The organism is Xanthomonas campestris pv. campestris str. ATCC 33913, assembly GCF_000007145.1.
GTDB lineage: Bacteria > Pseudomonadota > Gammaproteobacteria > Xanthomonadales > Xanthomonadaceae > Xanthomonas > Xanthomonas campestris.
On record NC_003902.1, the window covers coordinates 2246221 to 2270910 of the forward strand.

The window sequence follows — 24690 nt, forward strand, 5'->3', positions numbered from 1 at the left end:
ATCAATCGTCCACCAGCATTGTCGGCCATGGCACCTAAAGCTTGAGGCCGGTCACGCTATCCTGTCAGTGCGCGCGCCGCATCGAACGCACTGTCGAACAGCCGTTGCACTGGCGGTGCGAATTCGCTGGCGAAACTGGACAGCAGGAACAGCCCCAGCAACACCGTCAGCGGCAAGCCCAGCTGCATCGGATTCAGCGCGGGCGCGGCCTTGGCAAGCGCACCAAAGGCCAGATTCACCGCCAGCATCGCCACCATCATCGGCAAGGCCAGGGTCAGCCCACCACGCAGCACCTGCAGCAGCAAGGTGGGGGCCACTTCGGCAAACGCCGCCGCATCCGGCACCGCGGTGCCGATCGGCAAGGCCTTGTAGCTGTCCACCAGCAACGCGATCACCGCCAGGTGCCCATTGGCCGCGAAGAACAGCAGCCCGAAGCCGATGTAGAACCACTGCGCGATCACACCGGAGGTCACCCCGCGCAGCGGGTCGGACATCTGCGCGAACGACAGACCGGTGGCCTGCGACACCAGCTCGCCGGCCAGCGCACCGGCCTCGAAGATCAGCCGCAGCATGAAACCCATGCTGGCCCCCACGGCCAGCTCGCGCGCAATGCTCAGCACCGCGGTGGCATTGAACCCGTCCCACTCCGGCACCGGCGGCAGGATCGGCGCCAGCGCCATCGCCAGGGTCCCGGTCAGCATGACCCGCACCCGCCCCGGCACCGCCCGCGTCCCGATCAACGGCATCGCAGTCAGCAGCGCACCGGTGCGCAGCATCGTCCACATGATCGCCCCGACCATCGCAAACGCGCGCTGGCCATCGATCACCATCTGGGTAGCGGCATCCATCAGCGCGTGCCGCTACCCGATCAGATGCGGAATGCGGTGGAACAACTCGATGGTGAACTCCACCAGATGTCCCAGCAGCATGCTGCCAGTGGCAAACAGGGTTGCGGTCAAGGCAACGGCCTTGGCGACAAAGCCGATGGTGGGTTCGTTCAACTGGGTGGCGGCCTGCACCACACCAATCACGACACCAACGACCAGCACCGCCAGCAACATCGGTCCGGCAATCCACAAGACGGTGACCAGGCCACCACGCAATTCGGTCAGGGCGATTTCAGGGCTCATGGGGAGTGCTGATGCAAGTGCGGTGCCAAAGGAGGGGATTGGGGAGGTGGGATTGGTGATTCGTTTGGAGCAGGGGCTGAAGTGCCCGATGCGGGCACGCATTGCGGTGGTGCACCGAGCAAGGATTGTTGAGTCTGTCGACACGGGAGTGGGGATCGTTCTGGTCACGGTGCCGAAGCGCCCGGTTGGGACTGATTGCGGTGGCGCACCGAGCAGCGATGCGGCGAATCTGCCGCTGCCGCTGTGGAAGCCATACTCGCTGTTGGGCTTGAGCCCGCTCAGTTGGCCGGTGATACGCAGTGCGCCCTCCACGGTCTTGAAGGTGGCCGTGCCCCTTACCTCGTCGCTGTCGCTGTCCCTTCGCTGTTACTAGCTGTTCTCGGCCGTTGCTCAGCTTTGCTGTTGCCTGGCTTTTGCTGTTCTGCTTCGGGGTCCCCCATACCGCAGCGGCAGGCCACGTGGGTCAAACCCCAGCGGGGCGGCGCGCATGGATGCGCGACGTTTTTCAAAGGGACAGGGACGTCCCTTTGAAAAATTCCCACGTGGACTGCGTACCCGGAGCGCCTTGGCGCGGAGGGGCGCGAGGACGGGGGTGTGTTTCTTTGGTTACTTTCTTTGCACAAGCAAAGAAAGTAACTCGACCCCCGAAGGGGGCCGAAAGCTCTGCTTTCGCTTGAGCTTTTGCTGTGTGTTGGAGCAATCAATCAAATGCTTTCACGCCCTCCGGGCGCGAGTCACTTTTCTTTGCTTGTGCAAAGAAAAGTAACCAAAAGAAAGCACACCCCGTCCTCGCGCCCTCCGCGCCAAGGCGCTCCGGGTCCGCAAGTCCGACAGAAATTTTTGTAAGGGACATCCATGTCCCTTACAAAAACGTCGCGCATCCATGCGCGCCGCCCTGCGGGTTGTATCTGCCGGCCTTGCCGCTGCGGTATGGGGCCCCGGAAAAGCTGAAAGCCAGAGCTAAGGCAAAGCAAAAAGCGGCAAGCGGCGAGCGGCAATCCGAGCTGATGGTTGAGCAGTCCAGCGTTGCCGTGCCGAAATCATTCAACTAGGGCCGTGCTACCGCGCGCAACGCGCGTCCACACCTACGACGCGTTAAAGCTCGCCGCCAGCGTGCCCACCACCAACACCCACCCATCCACCAGGATGAACAACAAGATCTTGAACGGTGCCGAGATCAACATCGGCGACAGCATCATCATGCCCATCGACATCAACACGCTGGCGACCACCAGATCGATGATCACGAACGGAATGAAGATCAGAAACCCGATCTCGAACGCCGTCTTCAGCTCGCTGGTCACGAACGACGCCACCAGCACCGGGAACGGCACCGCGTCCGGGCCGGCGTACTTGCCGTCGCCGGCCATGCCCGCGAAGGTCATCAGGTCGGTCTCGCGGATCTGCGCCAGCATGAAGGCGCGCAGCGGCTGGGTGGTCAGCGTCCAGGCGGTGGAGAAATCGATCTGGTTATTGAGGTACGGCTGCAGGCCGGCACCCCACATCTTTTGCCACACCGGCATCATCACCAACGCGGTCAGGAACATCGCCAGGCCCAGCAGGACCTGGTTGGAGGGGGTCTGGCCGGTGCCCAGCGCCTGGCGCAACAGGCCCAGCACGATGGTGATGCGGGTGAAGGCGGTGAGCACCAGCAGCATCGACGGCAGCAGGGTGATCGCCGTCATCAGCAGCAGTGTCTGCAGCGGCAGGCTCACCGGCTGGTCGCCGATGCGGCCAACGCTGACGTTGGGCAAGGTGGGGATCTGATTGCCGGTGGCCGGCGCCGCCGGTGCGGCGGCAGGCGCGGCGGCCTGGGCCATGGCCGGCAGGGCCGCGGGCGTGGCGCTGGCCAGCAGCGGGCAGCTCATCACCAGCAGGATCAACACCAGGCGCACACTGCGCCCCCAGCGATTCCAACGACTGAACATGTCACGGGTCCTTGCGCAGCTTCTGTGCGAGCAGCTGGGCGAAATTGGGAAGTTGCTTGAAATTGGGCAGGGTGGGTGCAGGCGTGGGCGGCAGTGGTTCGGCCAGGGTGTGCAAGGTGCTGATGCCGCCGGCGGTCACGCCCAGCAGCAATTGCTGTCCGTTGACCTCCACCACCACCACGCGTTCCTTGGCACCCACCGCCAGGCTGGTGACCACCCGCAAGCCCTCGCTGCTGCGGAATCCGCTGCCGGGCATGCGCTTGAGCAACCAGCCCAGGCCGACGATCAGCGCGAGCACCAACAGCAATGCAAAGACCGCGCCAAACAGGCCTGGCGAGGAGGGCGCCTGCGCGCCGACCTGGGTGGCCTTGGCCGCGGCGGGCGCGGCAATGGCCAGCAGGCCGATCACCGCAGCCTCCGGATCCGTTCGCTGGGGCTGACCACGTCGGTCAGGCGGATGCCGAAGCGGTCGTTGATCACCACCACTTCGCCATGCGCGATCAAGGTGCCGTTGACGTACACGTCCAGCGGCTCGCCGGCACCACGTTCCAGTTCCACCACCGAGCCCTGATTGAGCTGCAGCAGGTTGCGGATCGGAATGCGCGCGCGGCCGACTTCCAGCGACAGGGTGACCGGCACGTCCAGGATGACGTCCAGGTTGAGGTCGGTGGCGTCCTGGTCGCGCTCGGCGTGCAGGCTTTCGAAGGTGGCGGGCGCGGCGTCGAGGATGTCGGAGTTGATCATTTGCTGGAGTCCTGGGAGGGAACGGCGCGTGGGGCTTGCACGCCGGGCGGGCGTACGGCGGTGATCTTGACGGCGTTGTTGCCGTTGGAAACGCCGAATTCACCGGTAAACAAGGGGATTTCTTCCACGCACAGCGGCACCTGGGCGGGCAGGTCGATCGGCAGGATGTCGCCAATCTTCAGGCCGGTGAGCTGGCGCAGGCTCATGCGCTTGCTGGCCAGCACGCTGGAGAGGGTGACCTCGGCGGTGTCCAGCTGCTCGCGCAGCATCACGTTCCACGAATCGTCGCGGTCGTTGCGGTCGCTCTGGATGCCGGCGTCGAGCAGTTCGCGGATCGGCTCCAGCATCGAGTACGGCAGGGTGATGTGGATCTCGCCGCCGCCGCCTTCCAGTTCCACGTGGAAGCGGCACACCACCACGTATTCGCGCGGGGTGACGATGTTGGCGAAGTGCGGGTTGATCTCCGAGTTGATGTACTCGAAGTCCACATCCATCACTGGCGCCCAGGCTTCCTTCAGATCGGCAAAGGTCTGCTTGAGCATCAGCTGGATCACGCGCATCTCGGTGGCGGTGAATTCGCGGCCTTCGATGCGGGTGTGGAAGCGGCCATCGCCACCGAAGAAGTTGTCCACCACGGTGAACACCAGGGTGGGTTCGAACACGATCAGCCCGGTGCCGCGCAGCGGCTTGAAGCGGATCAGGTTGAGGTTGGTGGGCACGTACAGCGAGTGCATGTACTCGTTGAACTTGACCAGGTCGATGCCGCGCACCGACAGGTCCGCCGAGCGCCGGATCAGGTTGAACAGGCCAATGCGCCACAGCCGCGCGAAGCGCTCGTTGACCATCTCCAGGGTCGGCATGCGCCCACGGATGATGCGGTCCTGGCTGGACAGGTCGTACTGGCGCGCTTCGCCGGGTAAGGGCTCCGGCTCGGTGTTGACCGCGCCCGAATCCACGCCATGCAGCAGGGCATCGATTTCGTCCTGGGAAAGCAGATCACTGACGCTCATGGGGACGGTGCCTTACTGGGTAACGAAACTGGTGAACAGCAGTTCTTCGACGCACTTCTTGCCGGTCTCGCTGGTCATGACCTTCTGCGCTTCAGCCAGCGCGGATTTCTGCAGCTTCTGCTTGCCGGGCAGGTCGGCCACATCGGCGGCCTTGACCTGCGACAGCAGCATCAGCAGATGCGCGCGGATGGCCGGGGCGTTTTCAGTAATGAGCTTGAGTTCTTCCGGGTCACGGGTGACCAGCTGCACTTCGACCTGCAGGTACTGCGGGCCGTCGCCGGGGTCGGCCAGGTTGACCACGATCGCCGGGTCCATCGGGAAGTACTGCGCCGGCTTGGGCACTTCGGCAACCTTGGGCGCGGCGTGCTTGCCGTCTTTCTCTTCGCCCTTGTGGCCGAGGAAGAACCAGGCGCCGCCGCCGGCAGCCGCCAGCACAACGACACCGATGGCGATCAGCAGGATGGGCTTCTTGCCGCCCTTCTTCTTCTCGTCTTTCTCTTCGGTCTTTTCGGGTTTCTTCGCGGCTGCCACGGTGTGCTCCAGGGGAATGCTCACCCAGTGGATGCAATCAGCGTGCCAAAACCGCGCCGGTTTCCTGGCGCCCGTCTTGCGGACGCACCAAAACCCCCGCAGCCCTTGCGCTGCGGGGGTATGGAGGGCACCGCGGGCGGGGGCGTGCCCGCGGTGCACGACGCGATCGGGGCCCATGGGCCCGTGGGAATCAGGCGTAAGCGTCCAGCAATCCACGCTGGCGCAGCACCACTGACGGAATTCCGACGGGCGGGCTGTCTTCCAGGCTCAGGCCGTTGCCGTCGGTGCCGGCCCCGTTGCGATTGCCGGACGGGTTCTGCTGTTGCTGGCTCACATCGGCCTGGCCCAGCTGGAAGCCCTGCTGGCCCAGCATGTCGCGCAGGCGCGGCAGGCTCTGCTCCAGCGCCTGGCGTACATCGGCGTTGGCGGCGGTGAAGCTGGCGTTGACCTTGTCGCCTTCCAGATGCAGGCGCACCTCGACCGGGCCCATCTCGTTGGGGGTGACCTTGATGTGGGCGTGGCCGATCTTCTGGTCGGCCAGCCAGCTGAGCCGGGCGCCGATGGCATCGTCGAAGGTGTCGCTGCCCATTTCCGGGGTCGGGGTGGGCGAGGCACTGAACACGGCCGGGGCGTCCTGCAGGCGGTTCAGCGCGGAGGCGGTGGTGGTCGGCAGCACGAAGGCCGGCGCGTCCGGCGCATCGGTCTTGAGGTCGTCGGCCGGGCTGTCCAGTGCGGCGGTGGCCAGGCTCATCAGTGCGGCGGCCTGCGGCTCGCCGCTGAGCGCCGTGGCTGCGGCGGGTTTGGCGGTGGCCGCCGCCGGTGCCAGCGCGCCCAACGAGGGCAGGGCGGTGGCGGCCGTGGCGGTGGTGGCCGGTGCGGCTGCATCGGTGGGCAGGGTGGGCGTGGCGGTGGTCGCCGTGGTGGCAGCGCTCATGCTGGCCGCCAGTGCTGCGGCCGCTGCAGCCAGGGCGTCGCCGCCCGGTACCGCTGCCGCCAGCAGGCTCATGCCGAACCCGCCCAGGCCTGCTGGCGGCCAGGCGGCGTCGGGGGTGGCAGTCGCGTCCGTGGGTTCTTCTTTGCCGTCGGCGCCGGCCGGCTTGGCCTTGGCCGTATCAGTGGCTGTGCTGGCGTCCTTGGCCGCCGGCTCCTTGGTGGACTGCTTGGCGGATTGGGCAGATTTTCCATCGCCGTCCTGCGCACGCGGGCGCGCAGTGGCATCGCCCGGCGCGTCCTCGTTGTTGTCGTCGTCGCTGCGCTGCTTGTCGGCGGGCGACTTGGGTGCGGCCTGCTTGGCCGGCACGCGCTCGGGCGCCTGCGGCGGGGCCTGGTTGGGCGTGTTGGCCGGGTTGAGCATGCGCGCGAACTGGTCCTGCCCCGGGTCCTGCTCGGAGGAGGGATCGCTGTAGCTGGACTTCTTGCCGGTGCTGGCGAGTGCGCCAAGGCCGGCCGCAAAGGCGGACAAGGGGTTCATGCGGATTCTCCGGTGGCGTCTTCGCTGCGGGCCAGGCGTACGCGGCGTGCGCCCAGGTCGTCCATCTCACGTTGGTCGCGGCGTTCGATCACCTTGTTCTCCTGTGCGCGGTAGCTGGCAGCCAATTGCTCCAGTACCTGTTTTTCGCGGCTCGCCAGCAGCAGGCGGGTGCGCTCGGCTTCCACCTTGGCGCGGTTGCTTTCCACAGTCTGGGCCTGCTGCAGCACGGCGCTGTCGAGCCGGTCCAGGAAGGCGCGGCGGTTGCTCAGCGCCACCGCGCTGGTGCCCGACATCTGGCTGCTGGCGTATTCCTCGGCGTAGCGGCGCAGTTCTTCCAGACGCGACTGATGCGTGTCCAGGGCGCGCTGACGCTCGGCCAGGTCGCGGGCGACCTTGTCTTCCTGTTCCTGCGCACGCCGCAGTAGCGGGTCGATTCGTTTGGACTGCATCATCGGTTAGTTCTCTGGTTCCACCAGCCGCTGCAGCGCGGACAGGCTGTCGGTCAGATCGGACGCCTTGTGCACGTCCTGGCCAAGGAAGTCGACAATTTCCGGCCAGCGCGCCAACGCTTCGTCGGTGGCCGGGTCGCTGCCGCGCTGGTAGGCGCCGATGGCGATCAGGTCGCGGTTGGCGGTGTAGGCCGACAGCAGGCGCTTGAGCTTGCGGATGCGCAGGCGCCAGGTGTCGTTGGCAATGTCCTGCACCACGCGGCTGACCGAGGATTCCAGGTCGATGGCCGGGTACAGGCCGCTGTCGGCAACCCGGCGCGAAAGCAGGATGTGGCCGTCCAGGATGGCGCGGGCGGCGTCGGCGATCGGGTCCTGCGGGTCGTCGCCTTCGGTCAGCACGGTGTAGAAGGCGGTGATCGAGCCGCGGCCCTTGGCGCCGTTGCCGGCACGTTCCACCAGCGCCGGCAATTTGGCGAACACCGACGGCGGGTAGCCGCGGGTGGTGGGCGGCTCGCCGACCGACAGGCCGATCTCGCGCTGGGCCTGCGCAAAACGGGTCAGCGAATCCATCAGCAGCAGTACGTTCAAGCCCTGATCGCGGAACCATTCCGCAATCGCGGTGGCGCGGTAGGCGCCGTGCAGGCGGGCCAGCGGCGGGCGGTCGGCCGGGGCGGCCACGACCACGGCGCGGCGCAGGCCTTCCTCGCCCAGGGTGGTTTCGACGAAGTCGCGCACTTCGCGGCCACGTTCGCCGATCAGCCCCACCACGATGACGTCGGCGGAGGTGAAGCGGGTCATCATGCCGAGCAGCGTCGATTTACCGACGCCGGAGCCGGCGAACAGACCCACGCGCTGGCCGCGGCCGATGGGCAGCATCGCGTTGATGGCGCGCACGCCCACGTCCAGCGAGGTGGTGATGGGTTCGCGCGCCAGCGGGTTGATCGACACGCCGGCCATGCCCACGCTGCCTTCGGCGCGGATCGGGCCCTTGCCGTCCAGCGGGGTGCCGTCGCTGTCGATGACGCGGCCGAGCAGGCCTTCGCCCACTTCCACGCCGCCGCGGCGCCGCGAGGGCACCACGCGGGCGTTGGGCAGCAGGCCGTGCAGTTCGGCGCTGGGCATCAGATAGGTGCGTTCGCCGGAAAAACCGACCACTTCGGCGTCGACCCAGCCGCCATCGACTTCCACCTTGCAGGTGGCGCCCATCGGCGCTTCGCAGCCGGTGGCTTCCAGGGTCAGGCCCACCGCGCGGCGCAGGATGCCTTCGCGGATCAGGGTGCGGCCGGCGGCCGGGTCCAGGCCCAGCCCGCCCAGACGGGTGGCCAGGCGCAGATTGCGTGCATCCAGCCAATCGGCCGGGGTGGCTCCCAACAAGGCGCTCACAGGCCTGCTCCGGATTTACGCATGACGGTTTCCAATGCGGCCCGCAGGCGCGCGTCCAGGGTGCCGTCCACGCGGACGCTTTCGGCATGCACGCGCAGGTCGCCGCGGCTCAGGGTCAGGTCCGGGGCCACCCGGGTGGTGCTGCTGGTGGCCAGGTGCGGCAGCAGGGCGGTGATGTCGTCCGGATGCAGGCGCACCTCGACCTCACGGCCGGCGCTGCCAACCGCATCGATGGCTTCCTGCACCAGGTCGGCCAGTAGCTGCGGCTCGGCCTGGTAGGCGCGCCCGACCAGCGAGCCGGCAATGCGCACGGCCAGCTCGCCGAGCGCGCCGACCACTTCGTTTTCCAGACGTGCCAGCGGGCGGGTGAAGTTGTCCAGGATGCCGTCGATCTGCGCGGTCAGGCGGCGCACTTCCGACTGGCCCTGGGCAAAACCCTCGGCATGGCCGCGGGCGAAGCCTTCCTGCTGGGCAGCGTCCTCGATGGCCTGGATCTCCTCCAGGGTCGGCGGGCGCAGCACCGGCTCGTACACGGCCGGCTCGTCGAATTCGGCTTCCGGCAGTGCCGGCGCCATGTGCAGGTCGGGGGCGAGCCAGCGGGTGACCACGTCGTTCATACCATCGCCTCCGCACCGGCGCCGCCGAGGCTTATGGCACCTTCGTCAGCCAGGCGGCGGACGATGGTGAGGATTTCCTTCTGCGCCGCTTCCACGTCGGCCAGGCGTACCGGGCCGCGCGCTTCCATGTCTTCGAGCAGGATCTCGGCGGCGCGCTGGGACATGTTGCGGGTGATCTTTTCGCGCACCTTGACGTCGGCGCCGCGCAGGGCCAGGCCCAGGCGCTCGCCGGAGACTTCGCGCAGCAGCGTCTGCAGGCCGCGGTCGTCCAGGTCCACCAGGTTGTCGAACACGAACATCAGGTCCTGGATCTTGCTGGCCAGGTCGGCGTCGATCTTGCCGATCTCGCCCAGCACGCCCTGTTCGGGGCCGGTGTCCAGGAAGTTGAGGATGTTGGCAGCCACCTTGATGCCGCCCACGTTGGACGACTTCAGGTTCTGGTTGCCGGCAAACTGACGCTCCATGATGTCGTTGAGCTCGCTCAGCGCATTGGGCGGGATGCCGTCCAGGGTGGCGATGCGCAGCAGCACGTCGGCGCGGGTGCGCTCGGGCAGCAGCTTCAATGCTTCGGCGGCCTGGTCGCTATCCAGGTGTGCCATGACGATGGCGATGATCTGCGGGTGTTCGTTACGCACCAGGTCGGCGACCGCGCGCGGGTCCATCCACTTCAGGGTGTCCAGGCCGGTGGTGTTGCGGCCCAGCAGGATGCGGTCGATCAGGCCGCCGGCCTTGTCGGCGCCCAGCGCCTGGATCAGCACGTTGCGGATGTAGTCGTCGGCGCCCACGCCCAGCGAGGTCTTGCCGGCCAGTTCGCCGTTGAAGTCGTCCATCACCTTTTCGACCTGGTCGCGCGAGATGCCGCTCATGGTGGCCATGGCGATGCCGATCTTCTGCACTTCCTTGGGGTCCATGTGCTTGAGCACCTCGGCCGCGTCGGTTTCCCCAAGCGACAGCAACAGCACCGCGGCACGCTGCACACCGGACATCGATTGTGTATCAGGCTTCACTGGCGACCCATCCCTTCACGACTTGTGCAACACGTTTTGAATCGGCTTTGACGGCTTCACGGGCCAGGCGCACCCGTTCTTCGTACGCATCCGGCAGGGCGATCGGGAGCTTCTTGTCCTGGCCGATCTGCGCGGTGTCTTCTTCCAGGCGGGGCATCAGGTCGTCGTCTTCGTCGACCATCCGCACGTCGGCGCTTTGCGGGGTGCCGTCGTTGCCGCCTTTCTTGTGCTTTTCCTTGACCGCAGCGGTGCCGGTCAATTGACGCAGGGTGGGGCGCACCACGCCGAACAGCAGCGCCAGCACCACCACCGCACCGACCAGCAGGCGCAGACCGTTCTGCACGCGCGGGTCTTCCCACCACTTCGGACCTTCCTCGCCCGCCACCGCTTCACGCACGAACGGGGCATTCATCACCGACACCGTGTCGCCACGTGCCGCGTCGAACCCCACCGCCTGCTTGACCAGGCCTTCGATACGGGTGAGCTCGGCGGCGGTCAGCGGTTGCTCGACGATCTTGCCCTTGGCACCCGGGCGCGGGACGTTGTCCAGCAGCACCGCCACCGACACCCGCTTGATGCGGCCCGCCGGCTGACGGGTGTGTTGCAAGGTTCGGTCCAATTCGTAGTTACGGGTGGCGCTCTTGGAACTTTCGGTCGGCGCGGCCGGGGTGGCCGCCTGGCCAGCGGCCGGAGCGCCCGGTGCACCGGCAGTGGCGGCCGGGGCAGGCGGCTGGCCGGGGCTGTTGCTGGTGGCGCCCGGAGGACCCTGCGGGCCGGTGGCGCTGGTGCTGCTGTCGCTGACCTGCTCGCTGCGCAGCTTGGCCGGCTCGCCGTTGTAAAGCTCGCGGGCTTCTTCGACCACCGAAAAATCCATGTCCACGCTGACTTCCGGGTTGACCCGGCCGGCGCCGGTCATCGGCTCCAGCAGCTCGCGGATGCGCTGGTTGTAGGAGCTTTCCTGGCGGCGCACCTGCTCGAACTGGGCGGCGTGCTGGGCGGCGTCGCTGTTGGGGTCGGCAATGGAGAGCATGCGGCCGCTCTGGTCGACCACGGTGACGCGCTCGGGCGTCATGTCCGGGATGCTGGACGCCACCAGATTGACGATGGCATCAACCTGGTTACGCTCCAGGCCCTGGCCGCCGCGCAGCTCCAGCACCACCGAGGCGCTGGCCACGTCGCGCTGGCGGGTGAACGCGCTGGGCTTGGGAATGGCCAGATGCACGCGGGCCTCGCGCACCGGGCGCAAGGTACCGATGGTGCGCGAGAGTTCGGTTTCCAGCGCGTGCTGATAGCGGGCGTTTTCCACGAACTGGCTGACGCCAAAGCCCGGATCCTTTTCCATCAGCTCAAAGCCACCGCCGGTCTGCTGACCGGTCAGGCCGGAGCCGGCCAATTTCAGGCGGGCGTCGTACAGGCGATCCTGCGGCACCGAGATGGCGCCGGTGGACTGGTCGATCTTGAACGGGATCTGCGCGGTGCGCAGCAGGTCGGCCGCTTCGGCGTTGCCTTTATCGTCCAGGCCGGTATACAGCGCCTGGTAGCCGGGCTTCTGCGACCAGAAGAACACCGCCAGCCCTGCAGCCACCGCCAGGGCGATCATCGCCATCATGGTCAGCTTGCGGGTGATCTGCATGCTGCGGATGCGGTCGAACCACTGTCCCGCCTTTTCGGCGTTCTGGTTCATGGAATCTTTGGTGATCGCGAGGGCCATGTGTCGTCAACCTTTACAGCGGCATGTTCATGACGTCCTGATAAGCCTGGACGAGACGGTTGCGGACTTCCACGGTGGCGCGGAAGGCCACCTGGGACTGCTGGGAGGCGACCATCACCCGTGCCAGATCGGCACTGGGGTCACCCATTTCGAACGCCTTGGCCAGCGCGCCGGACTTCTGCTGGGCCTCGTTCACGCCGCCGATGGCGCCGCGCAAGGTCTCGCTGAAGCTCGGTGCCTGCGTGGCCGGCGTGCCTTGCGCGCCAGCCAGTCCCTGGATCTGATTTCCGCGCGCAGCATCGGCCACCTGACCCATCGGGCCTTGGCCCATCTGTGTCTGGTAGCTGCGGATCTGCGAAAGAATTGAGGTAACGGAGTCGCTCATGGGTGCGGTCAGCCAGGGAGGCATCCACACCAATGCAAGCGGCGTGCCGAAACCGCGGCGGGTTTCTGGCGCAGGGGCGGCGATGAGGGGGCTTGCGTGATCCGCTCAAGCGGTTGCAAGCGGTTGCAAGCGGTGGCAATCAGTAGCGCCGGAGAGACAGCTCGGATGGCCGTGGCCACCGCGCACGTCCGATTCAGACCTCAAGACCGGCAGGCGATGCGCCGGCCGGCCATGCAGATGCGGCCGGCGCCCGGCCGCCAGCTTCATGCCGATTCAGTCGGGCAACCACTGCGTCAGCCAATGCGCAGCGTGGTCCTGGTCCAGCATCCAGTCGCGGTGTACTGCCGCACGCAGTGCATCGCCGGCGGCAGCGGCAGCGTCCAGATCGTGGGTATGCATGCGGATTGCCTCAACCCAGTCCCGGTAACGCGGGCGCACGCGGGTCACAGGGAGCGAACCCTGGTAGGGGCGCACGTCGCTGCATACCACCGGGAAGCCGCAGGCACCGTACTCCAGCAGGCGCAGGTTGCTCTTGCACTGATTGAACAGGTTGTCTTCCAGCGGCGCCAGCGCCAGGTCAAGGTTCAGTCCGGCCAGCTTTGCGGGGTAGAGATCGATAGGCACGCCGGGGTGGAACTCGTGGACGTAAGGCTGCAGGCTTTCCGGGCACATGCCGAAGAACACCCACTCCACCTCTGTGGCCAGCGCCTTGATCACTTCCTCGATCATTTCCAGGTCACCCTGGTGGCCGCCGCCGCCGCCCCAGCCAACGCGCGGGCGCTTGCCCTGGCGGCGCTGGCCTTGCCGGTCCCGCCACCACGGTAGCGGCAGGCGGTTCTCCACGACCCGGGTGTCGCGGTGCAGGCCGTGCAATGCCTCCGCCAGCGCCGGTGTCGAGACGACGAAGCGGTCCACCATCGCCAACGATCTGCGCATGCTGCGCATGATGTCGTTGGGAATGGCATCACGATGCAGGCTCTTGCGCGGCACGTTGGGCAGGTAGTCGTCCAGTTCCGCCACCTTGAAGCAGTTGCTGAAGCGGGTGCCACGTTGCTGCGGCTCCAGGTTGTAATCAAACATCTGCCGTTGCAGCACCAATGTCTCGGGCTGGAGGCGCTGCATCTCCACGGGCGACAGGTAGCGCAGCGACCAGATCGCGTCGGCCAGTCCGGCCGCCTGCATGGCGTGCACGGGCTGGATGATGCGGTAGTTGCCGCAGCCAGTCTGGTCTGCAGTCATCGCCAGCACGGTGGGTAGCGGACGCCAACGCAACGGGCGCCAGGTCAGACTGTTGTTATCTTCCACCTGGAAGGCGTCGCCATTCAGGTTCAGATTGCGGTTGTATGCCGGGTCGTTTGCGATCCAGGGGAGCCATTTGCGGTACATGGCCTCTTGTTCGGCCTCGAAGCGCTGCACCTTGGCCAGCTGCGGGGCGGTATCCACCTGTGTCTGGCTGACGCTGCCCTCATGCAGCAGCACAGCATGTGGTGTCCAGACCACCAGATAACCGGCCTGACGGATCTTCAGGCACAGATCCACATCGTTGTAGGAAACCTTGAAAACATCCTCGTCCAGGCCACCGACTTCGGCGTAGAGGCTGGCGCGTACCATCATGCATGCACCTGTGACCGCACTGTAGTTCTGATCCACCTGCAGCCGGTACATGTAACCGGGTGCATCCAGCGCCTGGCCGTTGAAGGGATGCTCGGCGGGTCCACGCAAGCCCAGCACCACGCCGGCGTGCTGGACGGTGCCGTTGGGATACAGCAGCTTTGCGCCAACCACGCCCACCTCCGGCCGTTGCGCGTGGTTGAGCAGCGCATCCAGCCAGTTCTCCTGCAGGATCGCGGTGTCGTTGTTCAGCAGGACCAGATACTCGCCCCTGGCATGCTGCGCCGCCAGGTTGTTCATGGCTGCATAGTTGAACGGATGCGGGTAGCGCAGCACGCGCAATTGCGGGCTGTCCATTGCTTCGATGCCATCCAGCCACTGACATGCGTCGGCGTCGGTGCTGCCGTTGTCGACGATCAGTAGCTCGTAGTTGGAATAGGCGGTCTTTTCGAGCAGCGTCTCCACGCAGCGCTGCAGCATGCCGAGCTGGTTCTTGGTGGGGACGATGATCGACACCCCCGGCGTGTGCGCATGCCCGTACTCGATGCGATAGCAGCCGGGCAGGTGGCTGTGGATCTTTGCCTGTGCGTAGCTGCGGTGGTGCAGGTGACGCAGCAAGGCCTGCTGCTCGGACGGGTGCGACCAGACGCGCGAAGTGGGACTCACCAGCAGCGGTTCGTGGACGTGGCCCAGACCGTCAAGGCCACCGGCGTCGATCAGGCGCAGCAGCAGATCCAGTTCCGCCGCGTCGGTCAACGCCGGGTCCAGTCCGCCGGCTGCAACGAAGATCTCGCGCCTGTAGAGCCAGTTACGGACCATGCTGGCCGGCATCGACAGCAGCAGATCCAGGTTGAAGTCCGGACGCAGCAGCGCCGACAGTTCGCCGTCTTCGGCACGGATCATTTCATCGGCATAGACCGCGCGCAGGCTGTCGTCGCCGAGCAGATCCAGCGCGACGGTGAGCAGGCCCGAGGCGGTGAAGGTGGCGCCAGCCTTGACCGGCAGTAGCCAGTCGGCTGACTCGGTGGCGGACAGCGCATTGATTGCCTCGAGTTGCGCCAGTGAGCCCTCGTGGCGGTGCAGCTGGATCGAGAACGGCGCTGTTTGCGGCGTGACCACGGCCAGTGGGCTTAGGATACGCAGCTGTATCCGAGAATACTGGCAGGCCTGCGCGATCAGGCTCTGGACGGTGGCGTCGATCGCCTCTGCGTCGCCATGACGATCCAGCAACACGATGCAGATCAGGGGGCCGCCGCCGGCGGCCTGAAAGCGCGCCTCGATCAGCCGGTGCTGGGCGTTGTCGGGCACGCGCTGATCCAGCCAATTGCGCAGGATCTCGCCACTGCTCGGCAGAACCGGCGGCAGACCGCGAAGCATGCGATCCACGCGCACGCCCAGATCCAGCGCAACGAAGGGCTGCGCGCCCTCCAGCGTCCTGACCCCGACCTGGTGGTTGTCCACGGCGCGCTGCCAGCCCAGTTCGCCAATAGCTGTGCGGAACGCGGTGAAACCGGCACGGCCGATGTCGGGCTTCAGACGCGCGGCATTGCTGACCTGTCCGGCGGAAATGCGGAAGCACGACAATGGACTTTGCAACATGGCCAGGTGGCCCTTGCGCAGCAAATTGACGTACATGGTGAGGTCGCCCAGCCACTGGATACGCCGCCCCTGCAGCGAGAACGGCGCATCGGCATGGGGGCGCATCTGCGCGGTGCGGAACATCACCGTGCTGGGTTCGCCGATAAAGTTCAAGGTGCGCTCTGCCAGAAAGGAGACCAGCTCCTGGCCGTGCACACAGACATCGCCCTCGAACGGAATTGCGTTTGCGCCCGATTCCGGCAGCAGAGCGCCGCGCTCATCAATCAGTTGGCGGCGCGATGAGACCAGTGCTACTTCCGGGTGCCGGTCGAGCACGTCGGCCATTGCGGTTAGGCAACCGGGCAGCAGCACGTCGTCATCGCAGAGGAATTTGAGGTAGGTGCCACGTGCCTGTGCGATGCATCGGCCGAAGTTGCCCACTTCCAGCAGCGGCTGCGGGTTGCGCAGATAGCGAATCTGCGCACCGTGTTCCGAGTCCAGGAAATTTTTCACGACCTCGGCGACGGCATCGGTCGGACAGTCATCGCAGATCAGCAGTTCCAGGTCGTGCATGTCCTGCGCGAGCACGCTGTCCAGGGCGGTTTTCAGGAAAGTCGCTCTGTATGCGGGAACCGCCACGGTGACCCGCGGCGCAGTGGCGGTGGCAGCAAATGAAGTGGGCATCGGGATCGTCAAAGGTCGGGCGCTCAGGCAACGCACTTGCGGAGAAAGAGGGTGCCGGCGGTGACGAAGGCGCAGTCGAATCCGCCACCGACGAGCAGGGCATCGCCAGCGCGGCATGGGCCGTCGCCGAATGCCCAGACGTAGTCGTCCAGCAGTAGCCAACCGCCGGGGCGCATCCACGGCAGCCAGGTGGCGATGTCGGCGACGACCTCGGCATGGGCGTGGTTGCCGTCGATATGCAGCACTGCGATGGTTCCCCGCACTGCGACCGGTCGCAGCGGCCCGCTGTCCAGCGAGCCGCTGGCTGCGGCTTGGCGGTAGACCGAGATGGCTGCCTGCGAGGGCAGGCGGATGCAGCCCATGCCAGGGATTTGCGAAGCAGCCGCCAGGAAATTGTCGAAGATCTGCGCAAAATCCACCACCACATCGTTTCCGTTCAGGATCGCGGCGGCGTCGCCCTGGTCGCGTGCCTGCGCAAAGCCCCAGGCATCCACGCAGATGGTAGAGCCAAGCGCGTAGCGGTGTGCCAGGCTACCAAGCGCCAGCGCTGATCTTCCATACAGACAGCCGATCTCCACGACGTCACCGGGGGGCGCAATCCGCGCCAGCGCGCAAAGCGCAAGCAGCTTCGTCTCGTCGCACTGTCCGGGTGTGCGCAAAAATTGGCGGTGCAGGCCAGCCGCCTCGTGCACCGTCAGCGCGGCCGCCGGCGCCGGGGCATCGGGTAGCTGCCAGGGAGACGGATCTTCGATCGCCGCTTCGGCCCACTGCCGGCTGCGGGCAAATGCAGCGCGCTCTGTCTCATGCGGACTGGGCGTGCACAGCCTTAAAGGCTGCCCCGTGCCCCAGTCCTTCGCCAGTAAATGGTCCAGATAGGCCCAGACGCCCTGGTGCGCGCTGAACACGTCAGTAACACCATGCGCGGCGACAAGACACCGCAGGGCAGGTACGAACGCCGGGTCTGTGATGTAGGGCAGGGGCAGAACCGCTTCCACGCCGAACAGGCGATCCTCGGTGGGCTCGGAACTGGCACCGAGCACACGCTGGCCCAGCGAGCGGGCGACCGCGATCCAGGCTGCCGATGCGTCCAGGTTGACCGGAAAAACCAACACGGTCGGTACGCCTGGGGCCGGCGTGCGCGCCACCGGGGCGTTCATCGGACGCAGCCGATGCACAGCAGCCGCTCGCTGGTGTCCAGCAAGCGGTGGCCGGAGGCCTTGAGATAGGCACGTAACAGCCAAGGCTGGGTCAGTCCCCAACGGATCAGGGCATCCTCGTGGCGGCGCTTGTACTTGCCGACCGGGATCACGACCACCTCGTCGCAGACCTCACGCATGTGCGCGGTGATCTCCGCAACGCTGAAGAACCGGATGTCGTAGAGAGGATCGGTACGCTTCATGGTGTCGAAGTAGGCGAGGAACCGGGCGTTGTGCCGGTTATGCACGGTGGCGATCATGCGATGGGCGGTGACCCGGGCCTGTTCCCTGGCCAGGGTCTGGATCTGGTCATCGGAAAACAGCACCCAGAAGCCGTTGTGGTAGGTGACATCGACCGCGCGGTCGGGTAAGGCCATCTCGAAGGCGCTCATGCGGGCGATGTGCGTGGCGAATTGCGGAAACGCTTGCTTTGCCCGTTGCACGGACTCCATGGAGAAATCCATGCCGGAGCAGTTCACGCCCATCGACCGCAGTGAAGCCATATCGCGGAAGCTGCCGGCAGCAAGCTCCAGCACGCTGTGCTCATCGCGTTCCAGCAGGGCGTGGATATAGTGAGCATGGCGACGATCGTGCTGATAGCGGTCGAAGATCTGGGTCCACTTGCGGTCCCATTCGTCGGCACTGGAGGTCGGATTCAAGTTAATCAGTGGCATGCGATGACGCTCGGGAAAGGGCATGGACAGAGGATGAGACCGGCATGCGCTCGGCGGATAGTTCGACGATGTGCGCGCTCCGGGTGAACACGCGCGCCTGCGTCATCTGTGGCATCGGTGGCAGCGGGCTGCCGGTGAAGCAGGCCAGGTGGGCGGCGGGCATGTCGTAACCGGCAAGCACCGAGAAGCCCACGCCTGCGGAGAAGCGTGGGTTTACATCCATCAGCAGGTAGCGGTCATCAAGGCGCAGGAACTCGATGTTTGTGCAGCCATGCAGATCGAGCGTGGCGGCGACATGCAGGGCCTGTGCTTCCAGGTCCGGGGCGACGGCAACGCGCACGGTGGTACCAGCACCGTTGGCAGTACGCAGTAGTTCCTCACGGCACAGACACTGCCCTGCACCGCTGACACGCTCGCGTACCACGTCGGCGACGAACACTGCGCCCGGGCGGTAGGGCTGCAGCAAGTAGTCGTCTGGGTCCAGGTGCCGGTGCGCGGACGCAAGATCCTCGGCGTCGTGCAGGATGCGCTGGCCCTGGCTGCTGCGCCCGCGACGCGGTTTGACCAGCAGTGGGAACGCGGGCAGGTCGGCCACCTGACAGAGCGGAAAGGAAGGAATCGCCGCCACCCGGGGATCGCCGGAAAAACGCGCGTGCAGCGCAAGTTTGTCGCGCGCCAGCGCGATCGCATCCGCGTCGGAGGTGCAGATGGTCACGCCGTGATTGGCAAAGCGCGCTTTGTGCGCGGCCAGCACATCCACCTCCGGGTCGGTTAGCGGCATGACCAGGCCGATCTGCTCGCGCAAACAGACCCCCAGTAGCGCATCGGCGTAGTCATCGGCGGCCTGGCCGGGCGGCAGGGCAACGAAATCGTCAACCATGGTCGAGGCCGCCACCCAGTTGCGCGGATGGATGTCGCTACCGACGATCCGGGCGTCACTGCAGGCACGAAGCGCGCTCAGCACGCTGACACCCGACATCGAGCCGATTGACGTCACCAAAATGCCGCGTCTGATGGACTCAGGACGCATTGGCGATCGTGTCCACCACCGTCTGGACCACCTCGTCAGGAAGGCCAGGATAGATCGGCAGGCAGATCACCCGGTCTGCGGCGCTGTAGGTATTTGGGAGCCCGGCCGGGCAGGCCGATTGCAACGCGCTATACATTGGAAAGCTGGTGATCGGCGGGTAAAAGTAGCGACGTGTATGGATATTCTTGCGCTTGAACAGTGCGTACAGCGCATCGCGATCGAGCGGGTAGCCGGCCTCGACAAAGATGGGGAAATAGGATGCATTGTGGCGTTTGGCACTGCTGGTCAGGCAGGTAATGCCGCACACCTGCGTCAGGTGCTGCCTGTAAAAAGCCGCGATGCGGCGACGCTCGGCCAGTACCTCGTCGATGTGCTTGAGCTGGAGCAGGCCGAAGGCGGCGTTGATCTCCGACATCTTGCCGTTGATGCCTGGTTCCACCACCGTGGTCTCGTCGACGAAGCCGAAGTTCTTGAGATGGTCGATGCGCTGCTTGGTCTCTGCGTCCGGGCTGACTATGGCGCCACCCTCGAACGTGTTGAAGACCTTGGTGGCATGAAAGCTCAGCACCGATAGGTCGCCGTGACGCAGGATGCTGCCGCCGGAGTCGGTCACTCCGAAGGCATGCGCCGCGTCGTAGATCACCTTCAGCCCATGACAATCGGCAATGGCCTTGATCGCCGCCACGTCGCAGGGATTGCCATAGCAGTGCATCGGCAGGATCGCGGTGGTGCGCGAGGTGATCGCTGCCTCGATCCGGTCCGGGTGCAGATTCAGCGTCTCAGGATCGATATCTACAAATACCGGCTGTAGCCGGTTCCACAGCAGGGAGTGCGATGTCGCGACGAAGCTGTAGGGCGTCGTGATGACCTCGCCGGCAAGGTCTAGCGCCTGCAGCCCGGTCATCAGCGCTAGGGTACCGTTCGCAAACAGGGAGACGTGCTTCAGCCCCAGGTAATCGCCCAGGCAACGTTCCAGTTCCTGATGACAGGGACCGTTGTTGGTGAGCACCTTGCGCTCCCAGATGCCTTCCAGATAAGGCAGGAACTCATGCAGCGGCGGAAGATAGGGCTGGGTGACGAAGATCGGATCCCGGCCGGCCTGCGGGTCGCAGGCCGGCGGTGACAGCGTGGCTGGCCCTTCCCCGTTGGTCCCGGCTACCGGAGACGACGCCTCCGTGTAGTGCGAGCCGGCGGCCGCAGGCTCGTGCGATACGGGGCGATGGTCGAGCGCTCGATACACGGCTGTCTCCGGCTGAGCCGGCAGGAGCCGGCTGTGCAATCCTGCAAGTGGCGTGCCTAAACTTCGTTAAAGCCGTGGTGTTGACGCAGAGAGCTGCCAAGCGGCTGCCTGGCTCTAGTTTGCCAGCTCGGTCTGCTCGCGGTCGATGCCGTACTTGCGCAGCTTCTCCACCAAGGTGGTGCGGCGCAGGCCGAGCAGTTGCGCGGCGTGGGCGACCACGCCTTGGGTGCGTTCCAGTGCCTCGTTGATCAAGGCCAGCTCGATGTTGGCCATATGGCCGCGCAGGTCGATGCCATCGTCGGGCAGGCTGGAGGCTGTCAACGGTTCGGCATCGGCGTGCGCGGTGGCCGGCTGCAGGGTGACCACGTTGCTCGGCAAGGCGGCAACCTCGCCATGTGGCGCGACCAGCGCCGGCTCCGGCGGCAGTTCCACCGGGATCGACGAAGCGAAATCACCGCGATAACGCGCCGGCAGGTCCTGCACCCGCACCAGCCCACCGGGATGCAGCACCGCCAGGCGCTCCACCAGGTTGGTCAGTTCGCGCACATTGCCCGGCCAGTCGTAGCTGCGCAGCGCCTGCAAGGCCTCGTCGGCAAAGCGCACTTCGCCGCGGCCGGTGCGGGCCAGCTGCCCGGCAATGGTCTGCACCAGGATCGCCAGGTCGTCCACGCGTTCGCGCAAGGCCGGCATCTCGATCGGGAACACGTTAAGGCGATAGAACAGGTCCTCGCGGAACTGGCCGTCGCTGATGCGGGTTTCCAGATTACGGTGGGTCGCGGCGATCACGCGCACGTTGCAGCGGATGGTCTGCCCGCCGCCCACGCGCTCGAAGCTGCGCTCCTGCAGCACACGCAGCAGCTTGACCTGCATCGGCAGGCTCATGTCGCCGATTTCGTCCAGCAGCAGCGTGCCGCCTTCGGCCATTTCGAAGCGGCCCTTGCGGGTGGTCAGCGCGCCGGTGAAGGCGCCTTTTTCGTGACCGAACAATTCGCTTTCCAGCAGGTCCGGCGGAATCGCGCCGCAGTTGATGGCCACGAACGGCCCATCACGGCGCGGCGAATGCTGGTGGATGGCGCGCGCCACCACTTCCTTGCCGGTGCCGGATTCGCCCAGCACCAAAACGGTGGTGTCGAACGCGGCCACCTGGTCGATCAGGCGGCGCAGGCGGGTGACCGCCTCGCTGTTGCCGGTCGGGCCGGTGTCTTGCTGCACGCCGGCCTGGTGTTCGGCGTCCAGGCGTTTGAGGCTGGCACGGCGCAGCAGCGCCTCCAGCTGCGCATGCCGCAGGGGGGTATCCAGCGCCCACACGTTGGCCTCATGCAGGCCGTGCGCCTGTGCAAACGCCGACGGGCTGCCTTCCATCAGCAGCACCGGCGGCGGCAGCTTGGCATCGGCCAGCCAGTCGAAGAACTTGTCGGCCTGCGCAGCGTCCTGCGCCGAGCCCACCATCACCGCCATCCACTCATCGTGGCGGTGGCGGCCAGGATTGATGTCGGCGCCGTCGGTGACCCAGCGTGGGTTGAAGTCCATGAACTCGAGCAACGACACCGTGCGCTCGGCGCGCACGGCATCGCTGTCGATTAACAGAATGCGGGACTCACTCATTCCTGGCTCCTTCCGTCAGGCCCTCCAGGATTGGCATGACTTCCTGGATATAGGACAGCTTGCTGACAAAATTGTCAGCACCCGCGCGAAGAGCGTGTTCACGATGCTCTGCATCGTCGAAGTGGCTCGCGATGACAATATACGGCGGATCGTCCTGCGTCTTGATCAGACGGGTGGCCTGCAGGCCTCCCATCTCGGGCATGGCCAGGTCCATCAGCACGACATTGGGGCGCAGCGACTCAGAGCGCTCGATCGCTTCCAGTCCATTGGCGGCACTGCCCACGATATTGAGCCACTCCACTTTGCGAAAATGACGCATCGCAGCGTTGATGAAGCCCTCGTGGTCGTCGACCAGCAGCACGGTGAGTTTGCTCATAGTAGTCCTTATCCCGCCCGGGCAAGCAGCGGTTTGGTGGTGCGGCGGCGCTCGCGAGCCGGGGCGATATCGAGTTGTTCGCGGTACTTGGCCACGGTCCGTCGCGCAATATTAACGCCCTGGCGCGACAACAGCCCGGCGATGGCTTCGTCGGCCAGCGGGCGTCCGGCCGGTTCGCTTTCAATCAGGCGGCGCACCATGGCCTTGACGGCCTGGCCGGAGACGCTGGCGCCTTCCAGCCGCACGGCGAAGAAATGCTTCAGTTCGAAGGTGCCGCGCGGGGTCTGGATGTATTTGCCCGTGGTAATACGGGAGATCGTCGACTCGTGCATGCCGATCTCGTCGGCGATCTCCTTGAGCGTCAGCGGCGCCATGGCTTCTTCGCCGCGGGCCAGGAAGGCAGCCTGGCGCTCGACGATGGCACGGGTGGCGCGCAGCAGGGTCTCGTAGCGCATCGACAGGCCGCGGGTCAGCCAGCGGGCTTCCTGCAGCATGTCGCGCAGCGGCTGGGCGGCGTCGCCGGCTTCGGCCAGGGCGCGTTCGTGCACCGGATTGATGCTCACCCGGTGGGTGGTGGCCGGATTCAGCGCCACCCGCCAGCTGCCATCGGCGTGCCAGGCCAGCACGTCCGGGATCACGCTGGCATTGGTTTCCTGCAACAGGTCATCGCCAGGCCGCGGCTGCAGCGACAGGATCAGCCGCACGGCTTCGCGCACATCGTCCACATCGGCATCGTGGGCGCGTGCCAGCAGGGCGTAGTCGTGGCCGGCCAGCAGGTCCAGGTCGCCGGCCAGGATGCGGCCAGCCAGGTGGCGCGCAGGCACGCGGCCGGGCAGGGCGGCCAGCTGCGCCTGCAGGCATTCGCGCAGATCGCAGGCCGCCAGCCCGGCCGGGTCGCCGTGCAACAGCCGCTGGCGGATTGCCTCGGCGGCATCCACGCTGATGCCCAAGCGGGTAGCGGCCAGTTGTTGCAGGGTGGGCAGGGCTTCGGTCAGGTAGCCGGCGTCGTCGGTCTGTTCCAGCCAGAACGCGGCGGTGCCGAGGTCGGTTTCGTCCAGGTCCAGCGCCAACTCGCGCAGGATGCGCACATGCGGGTCGGTGGATTCGCCGGCGGCCACGCGCTGCATGCGGTCGTCGTCTTCGCCATTCCAGCTGCTGCTCTGCACCTCCCACATGGTGCTTTCGGGCAACTCGTCGAAGGCGGCCATGTCGGTGGCGCCATCCTCGGCGCTGGGAGCCTCGTCGCTGCTGTCGGCCAGCTCTTCCAATTCCAGTAATGGATTGGTTTCCAGGGCGCGACGGATCTCCAGTTCCAGCTGCATGCCGTCCAGTTGCAACAGACGGATCGACTGCAACAGCTGCGGGGTGAGGTGCAGTTGTTGGCCCAGCTGGGCAGAGATGGTCGTCTTCATGGAGGCGCTTTCCGGAAGGCGCCGCAAGCGTGCGGCGATGGAATGCATCTTGCAGGACACAGCGACGGGTTTCGAATCAGGGAGTCAGGTGAGGTGGCTCATGATTTTCCTGACACCTAGTGGGGAATTCCCCTACAGCTAGTGCGAGCTCAAGCGTGCCCGCCGGAATTCCGTCACTGTTTTGTGGCAGCGGCCGCGTTGCGCGGCGCTGCCCGGCTGGATCGGCTAGACCAGCTCGTTGTGATGCTTGGCGGCCAGCAGCACCAGATCATTGGCGCGGCGGCACCCCAGCGATTCCATCATGCGGGCACGGTGGGTTTCCACGGTCTTGACGCTGATGCCGAGGTCGGCGGCGATTTCCTTGTTGCTCTGGCCGCGGCCGATCTCGCGCAGGATCTCGCGCTGGCGCGGTGACAGCGCGGCGATGCCGACCGGTTTTTCGCGGCCCAGCATCGGGGCGATCATCTTCGAAGAGATCTGCGGGCTCAGGAACACCTGCCCGGCGGCGGCGGCGCGCAAGGCCAGCTCCAGTTCCAGTGGGGCGGCGTCCTTGACCACGAAACCGACTGCGCCGCGATCGAGCGCATCGCGCACGTGCACCGGGTCGTCGTGCATGGACATCATCACCACATGGGTGCGCGGCGCGGCCCGCAGCACATCGGTCATGGCATCCAGCCCGCTGCGGCCGGGCAGGGACAGGTCCATCAGCACCAGGTCTGGCCGGTGCAGGGAGGTCATGTCCAGGGCTTGTTGCGCATTGCTCGCTTCGCCGACCACATCGATGCCGGAAAAGGTCTGCAGCAGCCTCGACAGGCCAGCGCGAACAAGGGTGTGATCGTCGACGATGATGACTCGCACGGCGGAGAAGAGACCTTTTTTTGTAAAGGGCACCTTAGCCGACGCGGCGCCTGAGCGCCA

General features: G+C 66.0%; 23 protein-coding genes and 1 pseudogene. All 24 read right to left on the reverse strand.

Features of this window, described 5'->3' with window-relative positions; genetic code table 11:
- Positions 1 to 56: 56 nt before the first annotated feature.
- Positions 57 to 848, reverse strand: coding sequence for a flagellar biosynthetic protein FliR (gene fliR / locus XCC_RS09950; protein WP_011037080.1), 792 nt, complete (start codon positions 846 to 848; stop codon positions 57 to 59).
- A 12-nt stretch (positions 849 to 860) separates the two neighbouring features.
- Positions 861 to 1130 (reverse strand): flagellar biosynthetic protein FliQ, encoded by a 270-nt coding sequence (locus tag XCC_RS09955; RefSeq protein ID WP_011037081.1) that lies wholly within the window; start codon positions 1128 to 1130, stop codon positions 861 to 863.
- A gap of 243 nt (positions 1131 to 1373) precedes the next feature.
- Positions 1374 to 1469 (reverse strand): annotated as a pseudogene (locus XCC_RS22190) (superoxide dismutase family protein); the annotation flags it as partial.
- 746 nt (positions 1470 to 2215) lie between these two features.
- Entirely contained in the window at positions 2216 to 3058 is an 843-nt protein-coding gene (fliP, locus tag XCC_RS09960) for a flagellar type III secretion system pore protein FliP (RefSeq protein WP_011037082.1), read from the reverse strand.
- 1 nt (position 3059) lies between these two features.
- A complete protein-coding gene (gene fliO / locus XCC_RS09965; protein WP_011037083.1) occupies positions 3060 to 3467 on the reverse strand; it encodes a flagellar biosynthetic protein FliO in 408 nt (135 codons plus the stop codon).
- Positions 3464 to 3802, reverse strand: a complete 339-nt coding sequence (gene fliN, locus XCC_RS09970) for a flagellar motor switch protein FliN (protein ID WP_011037084.1) — start codon at positions 3800 to 3802, stop codon at positions 3464 to 3466. Before fliN ends, fliO begins: the two co-directional genes overlap by 4 nt.
- The gene (fliM, locus tag XCC_RS09975) at positions 3799 to 4812 is read right to left on the reverse strand and encodes a flagellar motor switch protein FliM (protein ID WP_011037085.1); all 1014 of its coding nucleotides are present in this window, start codon (positions 4810 to 4812) and stop codon (positions 3799 to 3801) included. Before fliM ends, fliN begins: the two co-directional genes overlap by 4 nt.
- Positions 4813 to 4824: 12 nt before the next feature.
- Complete coding sequence (locus XCC_RS09980; protein ID WP_016945280.1) at positions 4825 to 5367, reverse strand: flagellar basal body-associated FliL family protein; 543 nt, start codon at positions 5365 to 5367, stop codon at positions 4825 to 4827.
- 166 nt (positions 5368 to 5533) lie between these two features.
- Positions 5534 to 6814, reverse strand: coding sequence for a flagellar hook-length control protein FliK (locus XCC_RS09985; RefSeq protein WP_011037087.1), 1281 nt, complete (start codon positions 6812 to 6814; stop codon positions 5534 to 5536).
- Complete coding sequence (gene fliJ / locus XCC_RS09990; RefSeq protein WP_011037088.1) at positions 6811 to 7266, reverse strand: flagellar export protein FliJ; 456 nt, start codon at positions 7264 to 7266, stop codon at positions 6811 to 6813. Before fliJ ends, XCC_RS09985 begins: the two co-directional genes overlap by 4 nt.
- 3 nt (positions 7267 to 7269) lie before the next feature.
- Positions 7270 to 8646: a flagellar protein export ATPase FliI gene (fliI, locus tag XCC_RS09995; protein ID WP_011037089.1), complete on the reverse strand. Its 1377-nt coding sequence runs from the start codon at positions 8644 to 8646 to the stop codon at positions 7270 to 7272.
- A complete protein-coding gene (locus tag XCC_RS10000) occupies positions 8643 to 9263 on the reverse strand; it encodes a FliH/SctL family protein (RefSeq protein ID WP_011037090.1) in 621 nt (206 codons plus the stop codon). The genes fliI and XCC_RS10000 overlap by 4 nt, the downstream gene beginning before the upstream one ends.
- Positions 9260 to 10249 (reverse strand): flagellar motor switch protein FliG, encoded by a 990-nt coding sequence (gene fliG, locus XCC_RS10005; protein WP_011037091.1) that lies wholly within the window; start codon positions 10247 to 10249, stop codon positions 9260 to 9262. Before fliG ends, XCC_RS10000 begins: the two co-directional genes overlap by 4 nt.
- 10 nt (positions 10250 to 10259) lie before the next feature.
- Positions 10260 to 11981 carry a flagellar basal-body MS-ring/collar protein FliF gene (gene fliF / locus XCC_RS10010; protein ID WP_011037092.1) on the reverse strand — a complete coding sequence of 574 codons (1722 nt, stop codon included), beginning with the start codon at positions 11979 to 11981 and terminating at the stop codon, positions 10260 to 10262.
- Between the two features lie 13 nt (positions 11982 to 11994).
- Complete coding sequence (gene fliE, locus XCC_RS10015; protein ID WP_014507679.1) at positions 11995 to 12366, reverse strand: flagellar hook-basal body complex protein FliE; 372 nt, start codon at positions 12364 to 12366, stop codon at positions 11995 to 11997.
- A 273-nt stretch (positions 12367 to 12639) separates the two neighbouring features.
- Positions 12640 to 16239 (reverse strand): glycosyltransferase, encoded by a 3600-nt coding sequence (locus tag XCC_RS10020; RefSeq protein WP_043877764.1) that lies wholly within the window; start codon positions 16237 to 16239, stop codon positions 12640 to 12642.
- A gap of 23 nt (positions 16240 to 16262) precedes the next feature.
- Complete coding sequence (locus tag XCC_RS10025; RefSeq protein WP_228442177.1) at positions 16263 to 17384, reverse strand: class I SAM-dependent methyltransferase; 1122 nt, start codon at positions 17382 to 17384, stop codon at positions 16263 to 16265.
- Between the two features lie 8 nt (positions 17385 to 17392).
- Positions 17393 to 18109, reverse strand: a complete 717-nt coding sequence (locus XCC_RS10030) for a class I SAM-dependent methyltransferase (protein WP_011037096.1) — start codon at positions 18107 to 18109, stop codon at positions 17393 to 17395.
- Positions 18096 to 19088 (reverse strand): ATP-grasp domain-containing protein, encoded by a 993-nt coding sequence (locus XCC_RS10035; protein ID WP_225443804.1) that lies wholly within the window; start codon positions 19086 to 19088, stop codon positions 18096 to 18098. The genes XCC_RS10030 and XCC_RS10035 overlap by 14 nt, the downstream gene beginning before the upstream one ends.
- 40 nt (positions 19089 to 19128) lie before the next feature.
- Positions 19129 to 20265 carry a DegT/DnrJ/EryC1/StrS family aminotransferase gene (locus XCC_RS10040; RefSeq protein WP_043877902.1) on the reverse strand — a complete coding sequence of 379 codons (1137 nt, stop codon included), beginning with the start codon at positions 20263 to 20265 and terminating at the stop codon, positions 19129 to 19131.
- 228 nt (positions 20266 to 20493) lie between these two features.
- Positions 20494 to 21984, reverse strand: a complete 1491-nt coding sequence (locus tag XCC_RS10045; protein ID WP_011037099.1) for a sigma-54 dependent transcriptional regulator — start codon at positions 21982 to 21984, stop codon at positions 20494 to 20496.
- Positions 21977 to 22360 carry a response regulator gene (locus XCC_RS10050; protein ID WP_005997154.1) on the reverse strand — a complete coding sequence of 128 codons (384 nt, stop codon included), beginning with the start codon at positions 22358 to 22360 and terminating at the stop codon, positions 21977 to 21979. The genes XCC_RS10045 and XCC_RS10050 overlap by 8 nt, the downstream gene beginning before the upstream one ends.
- A gap of 8 nt (positions 22361 to 22368) precedes the next feature.
- Complete coding sequence (gene rpoN / locus XCC_RS10055) at positions 22369 to 23772, reverse strand: RNA polymerase factor sigma-54 (protein WP_011037100.1); 1404 nt, start codon at positions 23770 to 23772, stop codon at positions 22369 to 22371.
- A 225-nt stretch (positions 23773 to 23997) separates the two neighbouring features.
- On the reverse strand, positions 23998 to 24630 hold the full coding sequence (locus XCC_RS10060; protein ID WP_011037101.1) for a response regulator transcription factor: 633 nt from the start codon (positions 24628 to 24630) through the stop codon (positions 23998 to 24000).
- Positions 24631 to 24690 lie beyond the last annotated feature (60 nt).

Coding starts and splice junctions, on each gene's coding strand:
- fliF (WP_011037092.1), bottom strand. CDS start 11,981: ATGGCCCTCGCGATCACCAAAGATTCCATGAACCAGAACGCCGAAAAG.
- XCC_RS10000 (WP_011037090.1), bottom strand. CDS start 9,263: ATGAACGACGTGGTCACCCGCTGGCTCGCCCCCGACCTGCACATGGCG.
- rpoN (WP_011037100.1), bottom strand. CDS start 23,772: ATGAAGACGACCATCTCTGCCCAGCTGGGCCAACAACTGCACCTCACC.
- fliG (WP_011037091.1), bottom strand. CDS start 10,249: ATGTCCGGTGTGCAGCGTGCCGCGGTGCTGTTGCTGTCGCTTGGGGAA.
- fliM (WP_011037085.1), bottom strand. CDS start 4,812: ATGAGCGTCAGTGATCTGCTTTCCCAGGACGAAATCGATGCCCTGCTG.
- XCC_RS10050 (WP_005997154.1), bottom strand. CDS start 22,360: ATGAGCAAACTCACCGTGCTGCTGGTCGACGACCACGAGGGCTTCATC.
- XCC_RS09985 (WP_011037087.1), bottom strand. CDS start 6,814: ATGAACCCCTTGTCCGCCTTTGCGGCCGGCCTTGGCGCACTCGCCAGC.
- XCC_RS09955 (WP_011037081.1), bottom strand. CDS start 1,130: ATGAGCCCTGAAATCGCCCTGACCGAATTGCGTGGTGGCCTGGTCACC.
- fliJ (WP_011037088.1), bottom strand. CDS start 7,266: ATGATGCAGTCCAAACGAATCGACCCGCTACTGCGGCGTGCGCAGGAA.
- fliE (WP_014507679.1), bottom strand. CDS start 12,366: ATGAGCGACTCCGTTACCTCAATTCTTTCGCAGATCCGCAGCTACCAG.
- fliR (WP_011037080.1), bottom strand. CDS start 848: ATGGATGCCGCTACCCAGATGGTGATCGATGGCCAGCGCGCGTTTGCG.
- fliN (WP_011037084.1), bottom strand. CDS start 3,802: ATGATCAACTCCGACATCCTCGACGCCGCGCCCGCCACCTTCGAAAGC.
- XCC_RS10030 (WP_011037096.1), bottom strand. CDS start 18,109: ATGCCACTGATTAACTTGAATCCGACCTCCAGTGCCGACGAATGGGAC.
- XCC_RS10035 (WP_225443804.1), bottom strand. CDS start 19,088: ATGTCGGGTGTCAGCGTGCTGAGCGCGCTTCGTGCCTGCAGTGACGCC.
- XCC_RS10045 (WP_011037099.1), bottom strand. CDS start 21,984: ATGAGTGAGTCCCGCATTCTGTTAATCGACAGCGATGCCGTGCGCGCC.
- XCC_RS10020 (WP_043877764.1), bottom strand. CDS start 16,239: ATGCCCACTTCATTTGCTGCCACCGCCACTGCGCCGCGGGTCACCGTG.
- fliP (WP_011037082.1), bottom strand. CDS start 3,058: ATGTTCAGTCGTTGGAATCGCTGGGGGCGCAGTGTGCGCCTGGTGTTG.